A 19090-nucleotide genomic window follows, 5' to 3' on the forward strand; every position below is an offset into this window, starting at 1 on the left:
GCCGGGGACCAGTGAAACGAGCGGCGGACGGCAAGGGTTCAATCCGACGGCAAGGGTTCAATCCGACGGCAAGGGTTCAATCCGACGGCAAGGGTTCAATCCGACGGCAAGGGTTCAATCGGACGGCAAGGGTTCGATCCGCCCGCACCCGTTCAACCGCGCGCGCTTGGCGCAGCCGCTCCCACTGCGGGCCGCCCGGAATCAATCGTCGATATCGAGATCCTTCGGCGCGACGAACCGATCCAGGCGACCGGTGCCGGAGCCGATCGCGCTCCAGCGTGCCGCGTCGAAGTCGATCACCGCGACGGCCGCGGTCGGAAACTCCAGCATCAGGCGCTTTCGCCCCGCTTTGTCGCCGGTGCCGGCCAAGCGCAGTGCGAGTTCCTGAAGCCCCGGGTTGTGTCCGATCATCAGGAGGCTTCCGGCCTCGTCGGGGGTCGCCTGCACCACCGCGAGAAGCGCCGAGTCCGGGGCTTCGTAGATCGACGCGACGATCTTCGGCTCCGGACCCTTCAGGACGGTCTGGACGGCGTCCCAGGTCTGGCGGGTGCGCAGCGCCGGCGAGACGACGACGGCATCCGGGGTCAGGCCTTCCGCGACGAGGTAGGCGCCCATGCGCGGTGCGGCCCGCTGGCCGCGCGGATTGAGCGGACGGTCCAAATCGGTCACCCCGGGGGCGCGGTCGGACTTGGCGTGACGCAGGAGGATCAAGCGACGCATGCGGGGAGCAGCTTTCGGCGCGAGGAGAGGACGGGATCCGGGATCGAGGGCTGCCGAGAACCAGAATCCCGTCCTGGTCCGGCGCCGTGCCCATGCCCGACGGCGTTGGACGTCAGCCGCCGCGCTGATCCCGGCGCATCATGAAAGCGAGCTTCTCGAAGAGGCTGACATCCTGCTCGTTCTTCAGGAGCGCGCCGTGCAGCGGCGGGATCAGCTTCCGGCCATCGCGCTCGCGCAAGGTCTCGGGCGTCACGTCCTCGGAGACGAGGAGCTTGAGCCAATCGAGCAGCTCGGAGGTCGAGGGCTTCTTCTTCAGGCCGGGGACCCCGCGGGTCTCGAGGAAGACGCGCAAAGCCTCCTCCACGAGGCGGTGCTTGATGCCGGGGTAATGCACCTCGACGATGGCCTTCAGCGTCTCCGCATCGGGGAAGGTGATGTAGTGGAAGAAGCAACGGCGCAGGAACGCGTCCGGCAGTTCCTTCTCGTTGTTCGAGGTGATGATCACGATGGGGCGCCGCTCGGCCCGGATCGTCTCGCCGGTCTCGTAGACGTGGAACTCCATCCGGTCGAGTTCGGTCAGGAGATCGTTCGGAAACTCGATGTCGGCCTTGTCGATCTCGTCGATCAGCAGCACGGGCCGCTCGGGGGCCGTGAAGGCCTCCCACAGCTTGCCCCGCCGGATGTAGTTGCCGATGTCGGACACGCGCGGGTCGCCGAGCTGGCTGTCCCGCAGGCGCGAGACCGCGTCGTACTCGTAGAGACCCTGCTGCGCCTTGGTCGTCGATTTGACGTTCCAGGTCAGCAGCGGAGCGCCGAGGCCCTTGGCGATCTCCTCGGCCAGGACGGTCTTGCCGGTCCCCGGCTCGCCCTTCACCAGGAGCGGCCGTTCCAGCACGATCGCGGCATTGACCGCCGTGGTCAGGTCGGAGGTCGCGACGTAGTCGGCGGTGCCGGTGAAGCGCATGGCGGAACTCGCGGGAGGGGGGCCGGAAACAGGACGCGGACACGTCCGGGTTAGTGCGCGGCCGCCATCCCCGCAAGGCACCCGGCGCAGCCGAGATGGGACCATGCGTCTTGAGAGATCAGCCGTTTCGAAGCGCTGACGATCTCAGGCATCTTGGTGCCTCTAGCGGCTTGCTGCCGAGAGCGTCTCGCCGTTCAGAGCGTCTTGCCGTTCAGGGCGTCTTGCCGTTCAGAGCGTCTTGCCGTCGTGCCAGACGCAGTTCGACGCGAGGATGCCGAGGTTGACGTCCGATTTCTGCGGCTGCGGCAGGGTCTTGCCATCCATCGCGAGGTCGATCTTGATCTCGACCTGGCCCTTCTGCTCGTTCTGGCGGCGAGAGAAATAGCAATATTGCTGGAACGGCTGCTCCTCGTTGGCGCGGAAGTTCCAGCCGGTGACGATCTGGCCATCCATGTAGGGCACCTGCTTGAACACCGTGAAGGTGGTGTTCACGGGAGCCTTCGAGGCGGGCGCCGCATCGGCGCCGAGCTGGGCCTTGGTCGGAGTCGGAGCCCCGCCGGCCTTGGGCAGGCCGCCCTCGAGCTTCAGGACGTTGTCGGTCAGCGTGACCTCGCCCTTGGTCTTCAGCGTCACATCCGAGAGGGCCGCCTGCATCGCGGCGGCGATCTTCTCGGCCGCCGAGTCGAACTGGTTCATATAGGCGTAGCCGTAGGACGCCACGCCGATCCCCATTCCGGCGAGGAGCGTGAAGGCCCCTGCCCCGAGGGCGCGGAACAGGAAGGCCCGCGCCGCGATGATCCGCGCTTCCGCCCGCAGGCGGCCGTTCACGCTCTGGGCGAGAACGACATTCTCCGGCGTGCCGGGCGTGTGGATGCTCATGCGCCGGCTCCCGCGCTGACGGCCTGGGCGGGCGGGCGCCGATCCATCGGGATCACCGCGCCGCCCGGCGCTGCGGCCGGAGCCGGAGCCGGAGCCACCACCGGGGCGACGCTGGCCGCCGCAGGCTGCACCGCCGCTTCCTCCGGAACGGGGCGCGGCTGGGTCAGCGCCATTTCCTGGCGCAGGGCGTCCGTAATCGAATCCAGCATGTAGGGCGTCGCCGCCGGATCGACGGTGGCGCCGAGATCGTCCTCGTCCATAAAGGTCTTGCGCACCGAAACGGCGCAGAGGGCGAGGATCGTCGACGCGAAGGCGGCGCAGAGGGCCGGCACGAACACGAAGATCCGCAGGAAGGCGTGGACCTGCGCCTCGCTCACGTCGATCGGATCGACGCCGTAGACCATCGCGGTGAAGGAGTGCAGCTGCGATCGGTTGACCGAATTGCGGTAAGCCTGCTCGGCATCGGCGACCTTGCGCTCGGCGGCGCCGCGGTCGAGTTCGCCGCGCGCCTTGCGGGCGTCCTCCAGCAGCTTCATCACCGCGCCGCGGTCCGTACCAGCCTTGGCGACGCTGGCATTCAGGGTCGCGGTCCGCGGATCGGTGACGCACTTCATGTTCGAGTAGCGCTGGCCCCGGCTGTTGGTGCCGTAGACGCGTTCGCAGCGCTGCGGCGGCAGGCCGGCGAGCTGGCTGGCATTCTCGGCGCTGCGTTTCTCGATCTGATCCAGTTCCGTCGTATATTGGGCCACCCGGGCATCGGCCGCGGCGATCCGGTTGTCGATCGTCCCGCGATCGGCCTGGGCATCCTTGAGCGCCGTCTTGGCTTTCGCGGCATCCATCAGGCGGGGGTGGAACATCATCTCGCCGAGTTGCGACACCGATTTGGTGGTCACGCCTGCCGCGAAGATGATGCCGACGATCGCCAGCATTCGGATCACGTACGAGCGCTGCGTCCGCGCCAGGATGCCGAGGGGGACGCGACACAGCTCCACCGCCGCATAGACCAGCGGTGCCAGGAGCATGAAGTAGAACGCCTTGGAATCACCGTCGCTGTAGACGCCCGCGAACAGCCAGGCGCCCCAGAGCGACGCTCCGATCACCATGAACTCGACGAGGTAGGCGATCGAGACGTAGCCCCACTTGATGCGGTAGCCCTTCTCGATGTGTCGCTCGTGGGTCCAGCGCTCGGATTCCCGGCGCCATTCGCGGGCTTCCCGCTGCACGTCCCGGTTGGGCGGCGTCTTTCGCATGGAGCACTCGTGTCTCGAAACGCGCCATCGCGCGCTTCACCGTTCGTTAACGCTTCGCCTTATGCGCGCATTGTGCCGTTTTTGCGCCGCATCAGAGACGCCGACGGTACGGTCTCCCCCATTCCAATTGCCGCAGCCAGCCAATTCGTGATTTCGCGCCCCGTGCACGGTTGCGTCGACGGGTCGCCAGCGGCCATGGTCCTGCGAGGAACCGTGCTGCGGGGAACCGTGCTGCGGGGAACCGTGCTGCGAAGAACCGTGCGGCGAGGAACCCGGCCGCTCTCCGCGACGCCGCCCGGCGGTTCCGCGCTTCAGGAGACATCTCGAACCGATGACGGACGTGCACGCCGGCTCCTACAAGGAAGCGATTCTGTTCCTCGTCACCGCTGGCGTGGTGGTGCCGCTGTTCCATCGCCTGCGGATCAGCCCGGTCCTCGGCTTCATCGGGGCCGGCGCCCTGCTCGGCCCCTTCGGTCTCGGGCGCTTCGCCGAGACGTATCCCTGGGTTTCGACCTTCACGATCGCGAATCGGTTGGAGATCGCCCATCTGGCGGAATTCGGCGTCATCTTCCTGATGTTCATGATCGGGGTCGAGCTGTCCTGGGAACGCCTGCGGACGCTGCGCCGCCTGGTCTTCGGCCTCGGCTCGATCCAGGTCCTGGCCTCATCGGCCGTCATCGGCGCCATCCTGTTGTCGCTCTCGGTTCCCCTGGCCGCCGCGATCATCGTCGGCCTCGCCCTGGCCCTGTCGTCGACCGCCGTGGTCCTGCCGGTCCTGGCCGATCAGAAGCGACTGAACACGCCGGCGGGCCGCGCCAGCTTCGCCGTGTTGCTGTTCCAGGATCTCGCGGTAGCCCCGGTGTTGTTCGCCATCGCGGTGCTGGGCCGCAACGACGGCTCCGACGTGGGCGGCGCCCTGGCCCTCGCTCTGGGCCAAGCGGCCATCGCCATCGTGGTGATCGTGGTGGTGGGGCGTCTCGCCCTCCGGCCGCTGTTTCAGCTCGTCGCCCGGACGCGGTCACCCGAACTGTTCATGGCGGCCTGTCTCCTGGTCATCATCGGCACGGCCGTGACCGCGGCGGCGGCCGGCCTGTCGATGACGCTCGGCGCCTTCGTCGCCGGCCTGCTGCTGGCCGAGACCGAGTATCGCCGCGCCATCGAGGCCACGATCGATCCGTTCAAGGGCCTGCTCCTCGGCGTGTTCTTCGTCTCCGTGGGCATGAACCTCGATCCGGCCCATCTGATGTCGGCGCCCGGTGCCGTGCTGGGGCTGGCGATGGCGCTGATCCTGATCAAGGGCGCGGTGATCGTCGCGGCCGCTCGCTTTCTCAAACTCTCCCGATCGGTGGCCATCGAGGCCGCCCTGCTGCTCGGACCGGGCGGCGAGTTCGCCTTCGTGCTGATCGGCGGGGCGCTCGCCGGTGGGCTCGTGCCCGAGGAGGTCGGACAGGCCGCCCTCATCGTCACCACCGTGACCATGATCGCGATTCCCGCCCTCGCGGTCGTCGGCCGGCGCCTCGGTAAGCGCTTCACCACCGCGCAGCTGGGTCGCGCCCGGGCCGAACCAGTGCCCGATCGCCAGCAGAACCGCGTCATCATCGCCGGCTATGGCCGGGTCGGCCGCCTCGTCGGCGAGATGCTGACCCGCCACAAGATCCCGTACCTGGCGCTCGACGCGGATGCCGCCCGGGTTTCGGAACACCGCCGCCTCGGCAACCCGGTCTATTTCGGCGATTCGGCCAATCCCGAATTGCTGCGGCGCTGCGACATCGCCAATGCGCGGGCGCTGGTGGTCACGCTGGATACGCCGCGTGCCGTCGAAGCGGTGGTCGAGGCGGCCCGGGCCGAGCGGCGCGACATCACCATCGTGGCCCGGGCGCGCGACGCCCGCCACGCGACCGCCCTCTACGAAATGGGTGTGGACGATGCGGTCCCGGAGACCATCGAGGCGTCGCTGCAACTCTCCGAGGCGGTCCTCGTCGATGTCGGCGTGCCGATGGGCCTCGTGATCGCCTCGATCCACGAGCGGCGCGACGAGTACCGGGCGATGTTGCGGAAGAAGGAGACCGAGGTCCGTCCTGCGTTCCGGGCGCGCCGCACCGTCGGCAAGGGCCAGGAGGGACGGGAGACGCCGGCCGTCGCGGACGAGTCCGCCATCAAGCCCGCGATCAAGAGCGCCTGAGACGCATGCGGGCGGACGAATCACTCAGAGCAGGCGGCCCTGCCCGCGCAGGGGCATCATGGGCGCCGGCAGCACGGTGGCGCCCGCCGACGGCGACGTGCCGCCCGGAGCGGTCTTGAGCGCGGGCGGAGGTCTCGGAGTGGCAGGCTTCAGGGCGTCGGGCGGCTTCGGGGTCCGCTGTTTGGCCCGGCGCACGGGCGGATTCAGGCTCGGGTCCATGCCGGGGGCGTAGCTACAGCGATACACGATCTCGTCGGGCGGCCCGAGACCGGTGTCGAGCGGGATGGTCACCGTATCGTCGTTGAACCGCCATTTGCGCGTGCCCTTGTCCCAATACAACCAGATCGTGGTCGGGTGGCCCTGGACCGAGAAGATCGCCGCCTTCTTCGAGACGGCCCGGATGGTGCGCGGCTCGTACATCCCCTTGGCCCGATAGGCGTCGGCGAAGGAGGCGGGCTGGCGATCGATGAAGGTGTTGCGCACCACCTGAATCGTCGCGCCCGGCTCGGACAGGAACCGTTTGAAATCGCTCAACGAGCGCAGCGCGAGCGCCATGTCGGTCACTCCTTTACTCTACCCAAAGACCATGCGCCCTGACGACTTGCCCTGACTTGCACGAGACCGTGGGACCAAGATGTTCGATTCAGATGACAAGTCCTCTCCGCCGGAATAACCTCCCACAGGAGCTATCAACAGAAATTCCGGGTTATACCCAGTTTAACCTATGTCAGTCGGCCCGTCGCGCCGGCCGGGCGGCCCCTTGACCCCGGGCATCGCTTCCTCCGTTGTCGTCCCATGCTGCTCCAGTTCTTCACCGCCCTGCGCGAGGCCAAGGTTCCGGTCACCCTCCGGGAGTTCCTGACCCTGCTCGGTGCCCTGGACCGGGATCTGGCCGAGAAGCGCGTCGAGGAATTCTACCTTCTCGCCCGGACCGCCCTGGTGAAGGATGAGCGCAACCTCGACCGGTTCGATCGCGTGTTCGGGACCGTATTCAAGGGTCTCGAAACCCTCGGCGAAGCGACGGCCCCTGCAGCGATCCCGGAAGCGTGGTTGCGCAAGCTCGCGGAGAAATACCTGACGGAGGCCGAGAAGGCGGAGCTTCAGGCGCTCGGCTGGGACAAGCTGTTCGAGACCCTCAAGCAGCGCCTGGCCGAGCAACGCGAGCGGCACCAGGGCGGCAACAAGTGGATCGGGACCGGCGGCACCTCACCCTTCGGGGCCTACGGCTACAATCCCGAGGGCATCCGCATCGGCCAGGACGGCAACCGCAACTTCCGCGCGGTGAAGGTCTGGGACAAGCGCACCTTCAAGGATCTCGACGACACCGTCGAACTCGGTACCCGCAACATGCGGGTGGCCCTGCGCCGCCTGCGCCGCTTCGCCCGCACCGGCGCGGCCGAGGAACTCGATCTCGACGGCACCATCCGGGAGACGGCGGCGAAGGGCTATCTCGACGTGAAGCTTCGGCCCGAGCGACGCAATGCCGTGAAGGTTCTGCTGTTCCTCGACGTCGGGGGCTCGATGGACGGGCACGTGGCGCTCGCCGAGGAGCTGTTCTCCGCCGCCCGCTCGGAGTTCAAGCATGTCGAGCACTTCTATTTCCACAATTGTCCCTACGAGCGGGTCTGGCGCGAGAACCGCCGGCGGCACGACGAGACGCTGCCGCTGCTCGACGTGCTGCGGACCTACCCGCCGGATTATCGCGTGGTCTTCGTCGGCGATGCCTCGATGAGCCCCTACGAGATCGCCATGGCGGGAGGCTCGGTCGAGCACTGGAACGAGGAGCCCGGCGCGGTCTGGCTCGGCCGCATCCTCGAGCGGTTCCCCAAGGCGGTCTGGCTCAACCCGGTGCCGCCGGAGCACTGGGCCTACACCCAGTCGATCGGCATGGTGCGGCGGCTGGTGGGCGACCGCATGTTCCCCCTCAACCTCGAGGGCATCGACGCAGCCATGCGGGCGCTGATCCGATAGGGTGACGCCGGAACGTCGAATCGGTTCGGGAGCGGAGGCTGACGGATGCTCGACCGGATGCCGGAGGGCGGGTTCGCCCCCCTCGTCCCGGAACTCGATGTGACGGATCTCGAACGAAGCCTCGCCTTCTGGTGCGAGGGCCTCGGTTTCGACATCGCCTACCAGCGCCCCGAGAACGGCTTCGCCTATCTCGAGCACGCGGGAAGCCAGGTGATGCTGAACCGGATCAACGGCGCCTGGGAAACAGGTCCGCTCGCCCGGCCGTTCGGACGCGGCATCAACCTTCAGATCACCGTGCGCGACATCGACCCGATGCTCGAACGCCTCGCAACGCTCGGTTGGCCGCTCTTCCGACCGGCGCACGAGGCCTGGTATCGGGTCGGAGCCCGGGAGGTCGGTTGCCGGCAGTTCCTGATCCAGGACCCGGACGGCTATCTGCTGCGATTCCAGGAAAGCCTTGGGGTCCGGCCGGTCAGCCCTGTCGTGCCGGGGTCGTCACGCTGAGCCCGTCGAGGTCCGGCGTGATCCGGATCTGGCAGCACAGGCGCGAGGTCGCGCGCACATCGGAGGCGAAGTCGAGCATGTCCTGCTCCATCGCCTCGGCGGGGCCGACGACCTCCGCCCAGGCCGCATCGACGTAGACGTGGCAGGTGGCGCAGGCGCAGGCGCCGCCGCACTCCGCATCGATGCCCGGGACGTTGTTGCGGATCGCCGCTTCCATCACGGTCGATCCCACGTCGCCCTCCACGGTCCTGGCCGTTCCGGCATGGTCGACGTAGGTGATCTTGGGCATCGGGGGCTCCGGGCTCGGACAACGCGTAGAACAGCCGGTTGTGCGGCGCATCGCCTGCCTTGAAGGGGCAGGCCTCCGAATGCAAGCGCGCTCGCCGGCCGGCTGAGGATTCTTGCGCTTACGCCGCAGAGGCCGCCCCGTTCCATCGGACCTCCGCGACGCGACGTCCGCGTGCCGATTTCAGGACGATGCCGGCAGCGCCGCGAGGGTGTCCGCCACCGCTTCCGAGAGCGCCTCGGTGGAAACGGCGGCGTCTCCGGCCCGCAGGGCGTCCTCGACGGCACTGGCACGCGCGGCGACCCGTCCGGCGCCGACCCCGAGGGCCGACCCCTTGAGGGTGTGGGCGAAATCGGCCCGCTCGCCCAGGGGACGCGCCGCCTCCCCGATCAACGGCAGGAGACGACGGCACTGGTCCGCGAACAGGCCCAGCAGTTCGGATGCGAGTTCGAGATCCCCGAAGGTCTGGCGCGCCAGGAACTCGCGGTCGATCAGCATCGCTGCGTCGGTATCCGGCACGTCGGGTCCTTCGGCTTCCGGGGATCGAACGAGACCGCGCCCGTGCGCCCTCCCGGCTATCCACAGCTCAGGCTCGGGGCCGTTCGCTTCCGTTTAAGCGTTGAGGCATCATGCGGAAAGACGACGGAGCGGCGCCGGCCCCTGGCTTGGTAACCATTCCGTTAAGGTTTTTTGGGCGCCGCGGCGGGCTCGGGTATCCGAGCCCTGTGCCGAAGTCTAAAGTTCCTTGGTAAATTGGTAAAAGTAACCTTGATCGTCGGGTGCGGCCGGCGGTCGGGATACGCGTAACGAGGCGTTGTATGGCCACGGAAAAGAAGCTCAAGGACCCGGCCGAGGCGGCTTTGTCGGCGATCGAGCAGGCTCTCAACCTCGACGCGTTCGCCCAGGGCGACGACGCATCGCGGGTCGAGCCGCGGCTCCCCGACGTCGGCGACGGCGATCCTTTGCGCGATCCCACCGGACGCCTGGCTCCGCCCCGCCTCGATCTCGACCAGCCCCTGGCTTCCGACCTGCCGCCGCCGGACCGGAACCGGCCGCGCCGGGAGGGCGGCCTGCTGCCGCCCGACCGCTCCATGGTCGCCAACGACGACCGGCAGAACATCGGCATCCTGCAACAGACCCTGCGTGTCCGTCCGTCGGGCGCCCCCTACCTCGTCGCGGCGGGCGCCGGAGCGCTCTGGATCGCCGGCCTGCTGGGTCTCGCCTGGAGCCAGTCCGGCGGTGATCTGCGCGGCTTCTTCCAGGGCCTGACCGCGATCCAGAGCGCCGTTGCGGCGACGACGCTGGTCGGCCCCGTCGTCCTGTTCGCCATCATGGCCATGCTGGCGGTCCGCGCCCAGGAAATGCGCCTCGTCGCCCGCGCCGTGGGCGAGGTCGCGATCCGGCTCGCGGAGCCCGAGAATTTCTCCACCGACGCGGTGCTCACCATGTCGCAGACGGTCCGTCGCGAGGTGGCGGCGGTCGGTGACGGCGTCGAGCGGGCCCTGGCGCGCGCCGGCGAGCTCGAAACCCTGGTGCGCGGCGAGATCGCCACCCTGGAGCGTGCCTATTCCGACAACGAGATCCGCATCCGCTCCCTGGTCGACGAGCTGATCGCCCAGCGGGAATCGATCATCGCCAATGCCGAGCGCGTCCGCGGGGCCATCACGGGTACGCATCAGAGCCTGACGGCGGAGCTCGACGGCGCAGCCGAGCGCATCGTGTCGGCGGTGAACGGCGCGGGCGACCGGGTCACCACCGCCCTGGACGCGCGCGGCGAAGCGATCACCTCGGCGCTCGGCGAGCGCGGCGACGCGATCACGGCGGCCCTCGGCGAGGCGGGCGACCGCGTCGTCGAACTGGTCTCCGGCCGTGGCGACGATCTCGTTCAGCGCCTGGCATCGACCAGCGAGGGCGTGCGCGGCAGCCTCGCGGAGGTCGGCACGGCCCTGACCCAGTCCCTGGAGACCCGGGCCGAGGAAGTCACCCGCGCCTTCGAGCGCACCGGCGGCATCCTCACCACCACGCTGGCGGAAAACGCCGGGCAGGTCGCCCGTACCCTGGCCCAGACCGGCTCCGAGGTCATCGAAGCCCTCAACCGCCAGGGCGGCGAGGTTCGCGAGACCTTCGAGCAATCCACCCGCGGCCTGGAAAACGCGTTCCTCACGCGCGGCTCCGAATTGACGGCGCAGTTCTCCACCACCGGCGGCGAGATCACCGCCCGCTTCGCCGAGACCGGCGCGGCCCTGACTCAGGAGATCACCGCCCGTGGCGCCGCTCTGCGCAGCGAGATCGAGACGGCGGGCACCGAGGTGTCGGACCTGATCGAGACCCGGGGCCGCGAGGCCCAGGCCAGCCTCGCCCTGGCGGCGAGTGCCGTGGTCGAGACCTTCGCGAACCGCGCAGAAGGCGTGCGCGACGACTTGATGCGGTCGGTGGAGAACATCGCGTCCGGCATCGACGATCACGGCAGGACCCTGGCGGGACGCATCGAGACGGCGGCGGAACGTCTGCACGAGACCATCACGGTCCATGGCTCCGAAATCTCGAACCTGTTCGAGACGCGCGGCCGCGACACGCAGGCGGGGCTGGCCCTCGCGGCGAGCGCCATCGTCGAGACCTTCGGCACGCGGGCGGACGCCCTGCGCGAAACCCTGCTCCGGTCCGTCGAAGGCATTGCCACCGGCCTCGACCAGCATGGCGGCGCCCTGGCCGACCGCATCGAGTCGGTCGCGAACCGTCTGCACCAGACGGTCTCCGTCGAGGGGCAGTCTTTGGAAGCCACCCTCGGCGCCACGGGTGATCGGGTCAGCGATCTCATCCGCCATCGGACCCAGGAGGCGACGGAGGTTCTCGACGGCGCCCTGAGCGGGCTCGGTCAGGCCTTCGAGACGCGGACCCTCGGCGCCCTCGAAAGCCTGCGTTCGACCGCCGCGACGCTCGACGAGCAGATCGGCAGCCGGACCTCGGAGGCCGCCGAAACCTTCCGGCGCAGCGCCGAAGAGACCACCGTTTCCCTCGGCGCCAGCACGACCGAAGCCTCGCAGGCCCTGCGTCGCGCTTCGGCGAGCGCCACGGGCGAACTCGAAGCCCGCACCGTCGAAGCCGTTCAGATCTTCGAGAACCGACTCTCCGCCACCTCGGCGGATCTGGCGGCTCGGACGGCCGAGGCGGCCGAACTCCTGCGCCATGCCGCCGATAGCGTCGGCGGCGCCGTGGGCGCCCGCGCGACGGCTTCGATCGAGGCCCTTCGGACCACGCTCGACGCGGTCAACGACGAACTGGTCCGGCGCGCCGAGGAAGCGGCCGGCCTGATCGCCCGTGCGGCCGATGGTCTGGGCGGCGATCTCACCGCCCGGGTTCGCGACGTCGAATCCGCCTTCGGAAGCCATGGCCAGACCCTCGGCGCGCTGATTGCCGCCCAGGCCCAGGAGGCTCAGGCCCAGCTCGCGAATACCGGCCGCGACATCGTGCTGGCCGTCACCGCTCAGGGAGCCCGCGTCAACGATGCGCTGAGCCAGACCGGTGCGAGCTTTGCCGACACCACCGAGACGCGTGTGCAGGCCATCGACCGCGTTCTCAACGATCGGCTCGCCACCCTTCAGGAAACCATCGCCCGCGGCGACATCCTCGCCGACCGCATCTCGCGCGACACCGCCGCCCTCACCGAATCCGTCTCCGGGCGGCTGGAGGAGATGGACCGCGTCATCACCGTGCAGGGCAACGCCGTCGCCGACCGCATCGCTGAGCGGACGCGCGAAGCGCAGGCGGCCGTGGAAAGCCAGCTCGGCGCCCTCGAGGAGCGTTCGAACCGTCGCTCCACCGAGATCGGCGAGACCTTTGCCAATCTGGTGGCCCAGATCGACGGCCATCTCGGCGGCCGCGCCACGGCCCTCAACGAAGCGCTGATCGTGCGCACCGCCGAGATGGCGCGCGTCATGGTCGAGAGCGGCCGCGACCTCGTCCAGACCCTCGATGCCCGCGCCGACACCATGGCGCTCGATCTCGCGCAGCGCAGCGCCGATCTCGGCGACGTGCTCGGCGAGCGCTCCGCCGAGATCGCCCGCCGCCTCGACGAGCAGACCCTCGAATTGTCCCGCCGCCTCGACGAGGGGGCCGGACGCTTCGATGCCGGCGTGCTCGGGCGCCTGGAGGCGATCGGTACCGCGCTCGAAGAGCGCAGCCGCCTGATCGAGGAATCCTTCGGGGCGCAGGCCTTCGAAGCGATCCGCCTGATCGAGAGCCGTACCCGGGCCGTGGACGAGGATCTCGCCAACCGCACCCGCGAACTCGTGGACATGATCGTCGCCCGGACCGACGGCGCCAACACGGCCCTCGACACCCAGGCCGGCGCCATCCGCCAGGCCTTCGCCGAGCGCGCCGACGAACTCGTCCGCCTCATCGACGCCCGTACGGCGGCGATGGGCTCGGAGCTCGACGAGAAGGGCCGGGCCGTGTTCGGCGCCCTCGGCGGCCGGATCACCGAACTGGCGCGCCTGTTCGATCTCGGCAGCAACTCGCTCGGCGAGGTGCTGGAGCAGCGCGGCGAGTCGATCCTGGCCCGCCTGCGCGAGATGGTGGCGGAGGCGGATCGCCAGCTCACCGACGGCGAAGGCCGCCTCGGCTCGACCCTGGATCGCCGCACCCTCGACATCAGTTCGCTGCTCGACGAGGGCGTTCGCACCGTTCACCAGCTCCTCGACGACCGGACCGGCGAGATCCGCGCTCTGCTCGACACCCACGCCAACAGCCTGGGCTCCAGCTTCAGCGACCGCCTCACTCCGCTGCACGACACGCTCGATCAGCGTGGCCGCGCCCTGGTCGACACCATCACGGCGAGCCTCGGCAGCGCGGCCGAGGCCGTGGAGGCCCGCACCCAGGCCCTGGCCACGCTCTTCGAGGAGCGCATCGAACACCTCGACGAAGTGGTGGATCGCCGTGGCGGCACTCTGTCCGACGCCGTCGAGGCGCGCACACGGGCGCTGGCGGAGACCTTCGACCAGCGCATCGGTGCCCTGGACGAACTCACCGATCGCCGCAGCGGGGAGATGGCACAGGCCGTGGACGAGCGGACGCGGGCCCTGGCCAACCTGTTCGACCATCGCATCAACATTCTCGGCCAGCTCGTCGACCACCGCGGCGCGACCCTCACCGAGACCCTGGAGAACCGGACCGAGATCCTCGCCAATCTCCTCGCCGAGCGCATCGGCGCCCTGGATGAGATCATCGGCGGTCGCGGCGCCCATCTGAATCAGGCCCTGGACGCGCGGACCCACGGCCTGCGCAGCCTGTTCGACGAGGTTCTGAGCACCCTCGATTCGGTGGTCGACACCCGCACGGACGCTTTGACCGATCGGGTCGAGGCCCGGACGCGCGGCCTGACGACGCTGTTCGACGAGCGGATCGGCGCCCTCGACCGACTGGTCGACCATCGCACCGGCACGTTGTCGGACGAGGTCGATGCCCGCGCCAAGGCGCTGGTCTCGCTCATGGACACGCGGGTCGAGCACCTCGATCAGCTCGTCGACGAGCGGGCGCGCGCTCTGCGCCAGCAGGCCGAAGCCCTCACCCACACCCTCGTCTCGCTGTTCGAGGAGCGGCTGCGCAATCTCGACCATCTGGTCGAGGATCGGGCGACCTCCCTGGTGGCCCAGACGGACGACCGGACCCGGACTCTCGTGGCGATCCTCGACGAGCGCCTCACCACGCTCGCGCAGGTCGTGGACGGTCGTACCGGCACGCTCACCGACCGGGTCGACGAGCGGGTCCGGCACCTGGCCTCGGTGTTCGATACGCAGTTGCGGACCCTCGACGAGACTGTGGAGCATCGGGCGGACGGTCTCGCGGAGCAGGCCGAGATCCGCGGTCGCGCCCTCGCCACGCTGTTCGACGAGCGCCTGTCGGCCCTCGATGCCCTCGTGGAAGCCCGGGCCACCGAACTCTCCCGCACCATCGACACGCAGGGCAATGCCCTGGTGGAAGCGGTCGACAGCCGCGCCGACGCCTTCACCAGCCGCATCGACAGCCGGATGAAGGTGTTTGCGACCCTCGTCGCCTCGCGCGGCGACGCCCTGGCCTCGGCCTTCGACGATCGCCAAGATGCCTATGCGACCCTGGTCGACGAGCGCACCGCGGCGATGCTCACGGCGCTCGACGAGCGTGTCGCGCGTCACGCCACCCTGGCCGAAGCCCACAGTCAGGCCCTGGCCGCGACGCTCGATCAGCGCAACGAGGCCGTGGCGTCCCTGCTCGACAGCCGCACCGGCGCCATGACGGAGGCGTTCGACCGGCGCTCGACGGCGCTGGCGGGTCTGGTCGAAGCCCGCGGGCAGTCTCTCGCCCGGCGTCTGGCCGAGAGCGCCGAGACGATCACGCGCGCCATCGAGGAGGGCGGCGGAGCTCTCCTCGACACCTTGGACGGACGCGGCAAGGCCGTCGTCACCGCGCTCACCGACCAGTCGGAGCGCCTGCGCGAGATCGTGGACGGGCCGGCGGCGCAGCTGGCCGAGGCTCTGACCCTGCGCGGCGACGCCATCGAGCGGGCCCTGAACGAGAGCGGCGCCCCGCTGGTCGCAGCCATCCGCGAGCGGACAGACGCCCTGGCGGCCCAGTCCCGGGCCTCCGCCGAGGCCCTGCTGTCGGCCATCGACGGCGGCGCGGCGCGGGCGATCGCGGCGCTCACCAACGCCAACGATCAGATGCGCGGCGACCTCTACAAGGTCCTGGAGCGGATCGACGGGGCGAATGACGGCCTCAGGGAATTGCTGGCCGGAACGGGTGAAAACCTTGGGCGGATCGAGGCGGGCCTGTCGGGTCGCATCGCCGACATCCGCGAAGGGCTTTCGGCGATCGCCAGCGAGACCGAGCGCGCCAGCACCGGCGTGGCCGAGCAGGTCGCGCAGCTCAAGGCGGTCGCCGAAGGGGCGCTGCAGGATGCGGCGGAGCTGACCGCATCCCTCGACGATCGGGGTCGCGCGCTCAACGAGATCGGCCGCAACCAGGCCGGGATCCTGCGTCAGGCCGTCGGCCAGCTCGAAGGTGCTGCGGGCCAGCTGAAGGGCGCCACCGGCGAACTCGAGAGCGTCGAGGGGCGCCTGGGCGATCGTCTCGCCGAGCGCGAGCGCGCCATCACCGATGTGCTGTCGCGCATCGAGGAGCGCTCCGGGAGCTTGGAAGAGCAGACCGCGCGCTTCGACGCCCTGATCGGCCAGACCCTTCGGTCGGCCGAGGCGCGCACGAAGGCCCTCGGGGCCAGCCTGTCCGAGACCGCGACCGGCGCCGGCGCCACCGTCACCCAGGCCTTCGAAGGCCTGCGTGCCGGAGCCGACACCGAGAGCGAGCGGACGGCCCAGGCCGTGCGGACCGCGATCGAGGCGGCCTCGCAGCAGATGATGACCGTCCTGGAGACGGCCTCCAGCCGCTTCGGCGAGTCGGTCTCGGGCCTGCGCGAGATGGCGGCCGAGATCCGGCGCGAGCTCGACGCGACTCGTGCCGATCTCCAGCGCGGCGTCCTCGAGATCCCGCGCGACACGCAGGAGGCGACCGGCGCGATGCGCCGCGTGGTCTCCGAGCAGCTCAAGGCCCTGACCGAGCTGTCCACCCTGGTGCAGAGCTCGGGGCGGGCGGTGGATGCGGTCGCACCGAAAGTCTCGGAGCCGCGACGCCCCGAGGCCCCGGCGCCCGTCTCGGCCGAGTCCGCACCGGTCAAGATCGCGCCGGCCAAGTCCGCGCCCACCAAGGTCGCGCCGGCCAAGGCGTCTGCGCCGGCCCCGGCCCCGGCGAAGCCGGCGCCCGCCTCTCGTCCCGGCCAGTCGATCAACGTCGTCTCCGCCCCGGCGTCCCGGACCGGTGAAGTGCTTCGTCCCGGCACCGCCCCACGCCCGGATGCGCGGGGGTCCGAGAACCGCGGCTGGCTCTCCGACCTGCTGACGCGCGCCTCCCTCGACGACGACGCGGACCCGGAGACGGACGCGCAAGGGCTCGGCACCCAAGGGCTCGGCACGCAAGGGCTGGGCTCGCAAAGCCCCACCGTGAAGGCGACGCCGACCCCGCAGGGCGAGGCGCAGAAGAATGCGGCCGAGCGCGGCCGGACCGCCCTGGAGACGATCTCCAGCGACATCGCCAAGATGATCGACCACCAGACCGCGGTGGACCTGTGGGAGCGCTATCGCCGGGGTGAGCCGAACCTGTTCGACCGCCGCATCTACACGGCGCAGGGTCGGCAGACCTTCGAGGAGGTCCGTCGCCGCTACGCCGGCGACGCGGATTTCCGGCGCACGGTGGATCGCTACGTGGGCGAGTTCGAGCGCCTGCTCGGGGATGTCTCGAAGAACGACCGCGACTCGTCGCGGGCCGATGCCTACCTCACCTCGGAGACCGGCAAGGTCTACACCATGCTGGCCCATGCCAGCGGGCGCTTCGACGGGGCCTGAGCCCCGATCAGGCACGGCCGAGAGCGGCAGCCCCCACCCTCCTCCGGGACGGTGGGGGTTTCCGTTTTCCGAGCCGGGAACCGGGATGCGGCCTTCAGATGAGGCCGAGGCTCGCAAGCTCACGGCGCAGGGGTTCGGGCATCTCGGCGAGGCCCCCGGCGGTGCCGGCATCGAGGTCCGCAGGCGCGTCTTCGGCCTTCAGATAGCGCCAGCCCTGGAACGGCCGGCACGGCCGTGGCGCGACGGCGGTTACGGCGGGCTCGAGGACCAGCCGACACCGGCCGATGCCGTCCGCATCGGTGAACGGCGTGATGGCGGTGACCGATTGCCGGCACAGCAACGTCCCCTTGATCACCCAGTAGATCGAGCCGCGTCCGGCGATGTCGGTGGCCCGGGTCGGCACCATCCGGGTGGTATGCACCGGCGATGGATCACGCCCCTGGCGCAGCGCGTCTTCGCGATGATGTGCGATCCGCGCTTCCAGTTCCGCGATGCTGGCGGGGCCGACGCAGAGTTTCAGCAGGTGGAGGGTTTGAGGGGCGGCCATGGCGGCGTTGTACCAGCCATCCGGTTTCGAGGCGCGCGCTGGTTGGGGCGCGCGACGCCGCGTCGCTCGAGCCTCTCCGGATTAGGAGAACAGCGCCCGCTTCTCGTCATCGGTGAGCGCGTCGATCTCGGCGAAGGCCGTGGCGATATCGGTTTGGGCCTTCTCCGAGACCTGAACCGTGGGGGGGCTCATCCGGTCGGCCACATCGTCGACCGATGCGACTTGCGGCTGGTCTTCCGCGTCCGGCCGGATCTGCGCGTCGCCGCGCCCCTCATCGGCATCGAGGGGCTTGTCGAACGAGGCGGCGGCTTCGGGAAGCGCAGTACTGAGACCCGAGGCATCCACGTCGGGAGCGTCTCCTTCGGAAGCATCCATCTCGGGAGCGTCCGCTTCGAAGGCATTCAGATCGGAGGATTCAAGATCGGGGGCTTCCAGATCGGAGGCTTCCAGATCGGGCACCTCCACCGCATCCGGCTCCCGGTCGGGCTCCATCACGGCATCGGTCACCTCCAGGAAGACGATGTCGTCCGCCATCGGTCCATCCGGCAGAGGTACGGGGGTCGACGCCCTCGGTTCTGCGGCGGAGGTGTCCATCGCGATATAGCGGTCGACATCGCTCTGACAGAGATCGGCCGGAACCTCCGGTGTCGCGGAGCCGCCGGGCGCCGTCGGCACCGGATCGAGCGCATCGCCCCAGATCGCCATCATGGCGGCGAGGCGTTCCTCCAGATACCGCAATGTGTGGATGACGCGGGCGATGCGCTGAGCCGTGAGATCCTGGAACGAGCAGGCGGTGTAGATCGCGGTGGCCCGCCGGTCGAGTTCGTCGCAGGCCGCTGCGTCGGAGCCGGATTCGCGCAGGTTCCAGGCGGTTTCCTGGACGTTCTCGGCGGCACTCAGGATGTCCGAGGTCGCCCGCTCGGTGGAGCGCACGATGGCGTCGAGGGCCGCCGAAGCCCCGCCCAGGCTGCTCTGGTCCTGATCGGGCGACTTGATCGCCGCGATCTCGGCTTTCGTGCGGGCGATGGCATGGGCCATGTCCATCAGGTCGCCGCGGACCCGGCCGATCTGGCTGGTGTCCCGGTCGCTGGTCACGGCAGCCTCGAGCCGGGCGATGGCGTCGAGGAGAATTCCGGTGTCGCTGGTGCGGTTGCGGCGCAGGTAGGCGTCGAGAAACCAGCGCCCACGCTCGCTCTCGGTCATCGCCGCTTCGATACGGTCGTATTCGGAGACGTCGATCGACGTCAGCGATTGGGAACTCGACATCAAGCACTCGTCCTTGCCGGTGCTGTGACCGGCACGTGGTGCCTGGGTCAAAGCCACCGCAGGTTGACAGGATCGTTTTAACGCCGGCTTTA

General features: G+C 69.5%; 13 protein-coding genes. 4 read left to right on the forward strand and 9 right to left on the reverse strand.

Features of this window, described 5'->3' with window-relative positions; genetic code table 11:
- Positions 1 to 201 precede the first annotated feature (201 nt).
- The 4 genes from ASF60_RS18480 to ASF60_RS18495 all read right to left on the reverse strand — a co-directional run bounded on the left by ASF60_RS18480 (position 202) and on the right by ASF60_RS18495 (position 3813).
- On the reverse strand, positions 202 to 720 hold the full coding sequence (locus tag ASF60_RS18480) for a SixA phosphatase family protein (protein ID WP_056188441.1): 519 nt from the start codon (positions 718 to 720) through the stop codon (positions 202 to 204).
- A 112-nt stretch (positions 721 to 832) separates the two neighbouring features.
- The gene (locus ASF60_RS18485; RefSeq protein ID WP_056188445.1) at positions 833 to 1684 is read right to left on the reverse strand and encodes an AAA family ATPase; all 852 of its coding nucleotides are present in this window, start codon (positions 1682 to 1684) and stop codon (positions 833 to 835) included.
- A 228-nt stretch (positions 1685 to 1912) separates the two neighbouring features.
- On the reverse strand, positions 1913 to 2563 hold the full coding sequence (locus tag ASF60_RS18490; RefSeq protein ID WP_056188449.1) for a hypothetical protein: 651 nt from the start codon (positions 2561 to 2563) through the stop codon (positions 1913 to 1915).
- Positions 2560 to 3813, reverse strand: a complete 1254-nt coding sequence (locus ASF60_RS18495) for a hypothetical protein (protein WP_056188455.1) — start codon at positions 3811 to 3813, stop codon at positions 2560 to 2562. Before ASF60_RS18495 ends, ASF60_RS18490 begins: the two co-directional genes overlap by 4 nt.
- 331 nt (positions 3814 to 4144) lie before the next feature.
- Here ASF60_RS18495 and ASF60_RS18500 point away from each other — a divergent pair, with 331 nt between their 5' ends.
- Positions 4145 to 5995 carry a cation:proton antiporter domain-containing protein gene (locus tag ASF60_RS18500; RefSeq protein ID WP_056188458.1) on the forward strand — a complete coding sequence of 617 codons (1851 nt, stop codon included), beginning with the start codon at positions 4145 to 4147 and terminating at the stop codon, positions 5993 to 5995.
- A gap of 24 nt (positions 5996 to 6019) precedes the next feature.
- Here the strand turns inward: ASF60_RS18500 and ASF60_RS26300 are convergent, their stop codons facing one another.
- A complete protein-coding gene (locus tag ASF60_RS26300; protein WP_244478502.1) occupies positions 6020 to 6550 on the reverse strand; it encodes a hypothetical protein in 531 nt (176 codons plus the stop codon).
- Between the two features lie 240 nt (positions 6551 to 6790).
- Between ASF60_RS26300 and ASF60_RS18510 the strand changes: the two genes are divergently transcribed.
- Together ASF60_RS18510 and ASF60_RS18515 are read left to right on the forward strand one after the other, a co-directional pair.
- On the forward strand, positions 6791 to 7966 hold the full coding sequence (locus tag ASF60_RS18510) for a vWA domain-containing protein (RefSeq protein WP_056188461.1): 1176 nt from the start codon (positions 6791 to 6793) through the stop codon (positions 7964 to 7966).
- Positions 7967 to 8011: 45 nt separating this feature from the next.
- A complete protein-coding gene (locus tag ASF60_RS18515; protein ID WP_056188463.1) occupies positions 8012 to 8470 on the forward strand; it encodes a bleomycin resistance protein in 459 nt (152 codons plus the stop codon).
- On the opposite strand, the gene ASF60_RS18520 is transcribed toward ASF60_RS18515, so the two are convergent.
- Both ASF60_RS18520 and ASF60_RS18525 read right to left on the reverse strand, forming a co-directional pair.
- The gene (locus ASF60_RS18520; RefSeq protein ID WP_056188467.1) at positions 8439 to 8759 is read right to left on the reverse strand and encodes a 2Fe-2S iron-sulfur cluster-binding protein; all 321 of its coding nucleotides are present in this window, start codon (positions 8757 to 8759) and stop codon (positions 8439 to 8441) included. The genes ASF60_RS18515 and ASF60_RS18520 overlap by 32 nt on opposite strands.
- Before the next feature lie 180 nt (positions 8760 to 8939).
- Positions 8940 to 9254 (reverse strand): Hpt domain-containing protein, encoded by a 315-nt coding sequence (locus tag ASF60_RS18525; RefSeq protein ID WP_056188470.1) that lies wholly within the window; start codon positions 9252 to 9254, stop codon positions 8940 to 8942.
- Positions 9255 to 9574: 320 nt separating this feature from the next.
- Between ASF60_RS18525 and ASF60_RS18530 the strand changes: the two genes are divergently transcribed.
- Positions 9575 to 17185: a hypothetical protein gene (locus tag ASF60_RS18530; protein ID WP_056188472.1), complete on the forward strand. Its 7611-nt coding sequence runs from the start codon at positions 9575 to 9577 to the stop codon at positions 17183 to 17185.
- A 94-nt stretch (positions 17186 to 17279) separates the two neighbouring features.
- On the opposite strand, the gene ASF60_RS18535 is transcribed toward ASF60_RS18530, so the two are convergent.
- Together ASF60_RS18535 and ASF60_RS18540 are read right to left on the reverse strand one after the other, a co-directional pair.
- Complete coding sequence (locus tag ASF60_RS18535; protein WP_056188475.1) at positions 17280 to 17732, reverse strand: DUF1489 family protein; 453 nt, start codon at positions 17730 to 17732, stop codon at positions 17280 to 17282.
- A gap of 81 nt (positions 17733 to 17813) precedes the next feature.
- Entirely contained in the window at positions 17814 to 18998 is a 1185-nt protein-coding gene (locus ASF60_RS18540) for a hypothetical protein (RefSeq protein WP_056188479.1), read from the reverse strand.
- Between the last annotated feature and the right edge of the window lie 92 nt (positions 18999 to 19090).

Source organism: Methylobacterium sp. Leaf113, assembly GCF_001423325.1.
GTDB lineage: Bacteria > Pseudomonadota > Alphaproteobacteria > Rhizobiales > Beijerinckiaceae > Methylobacterium.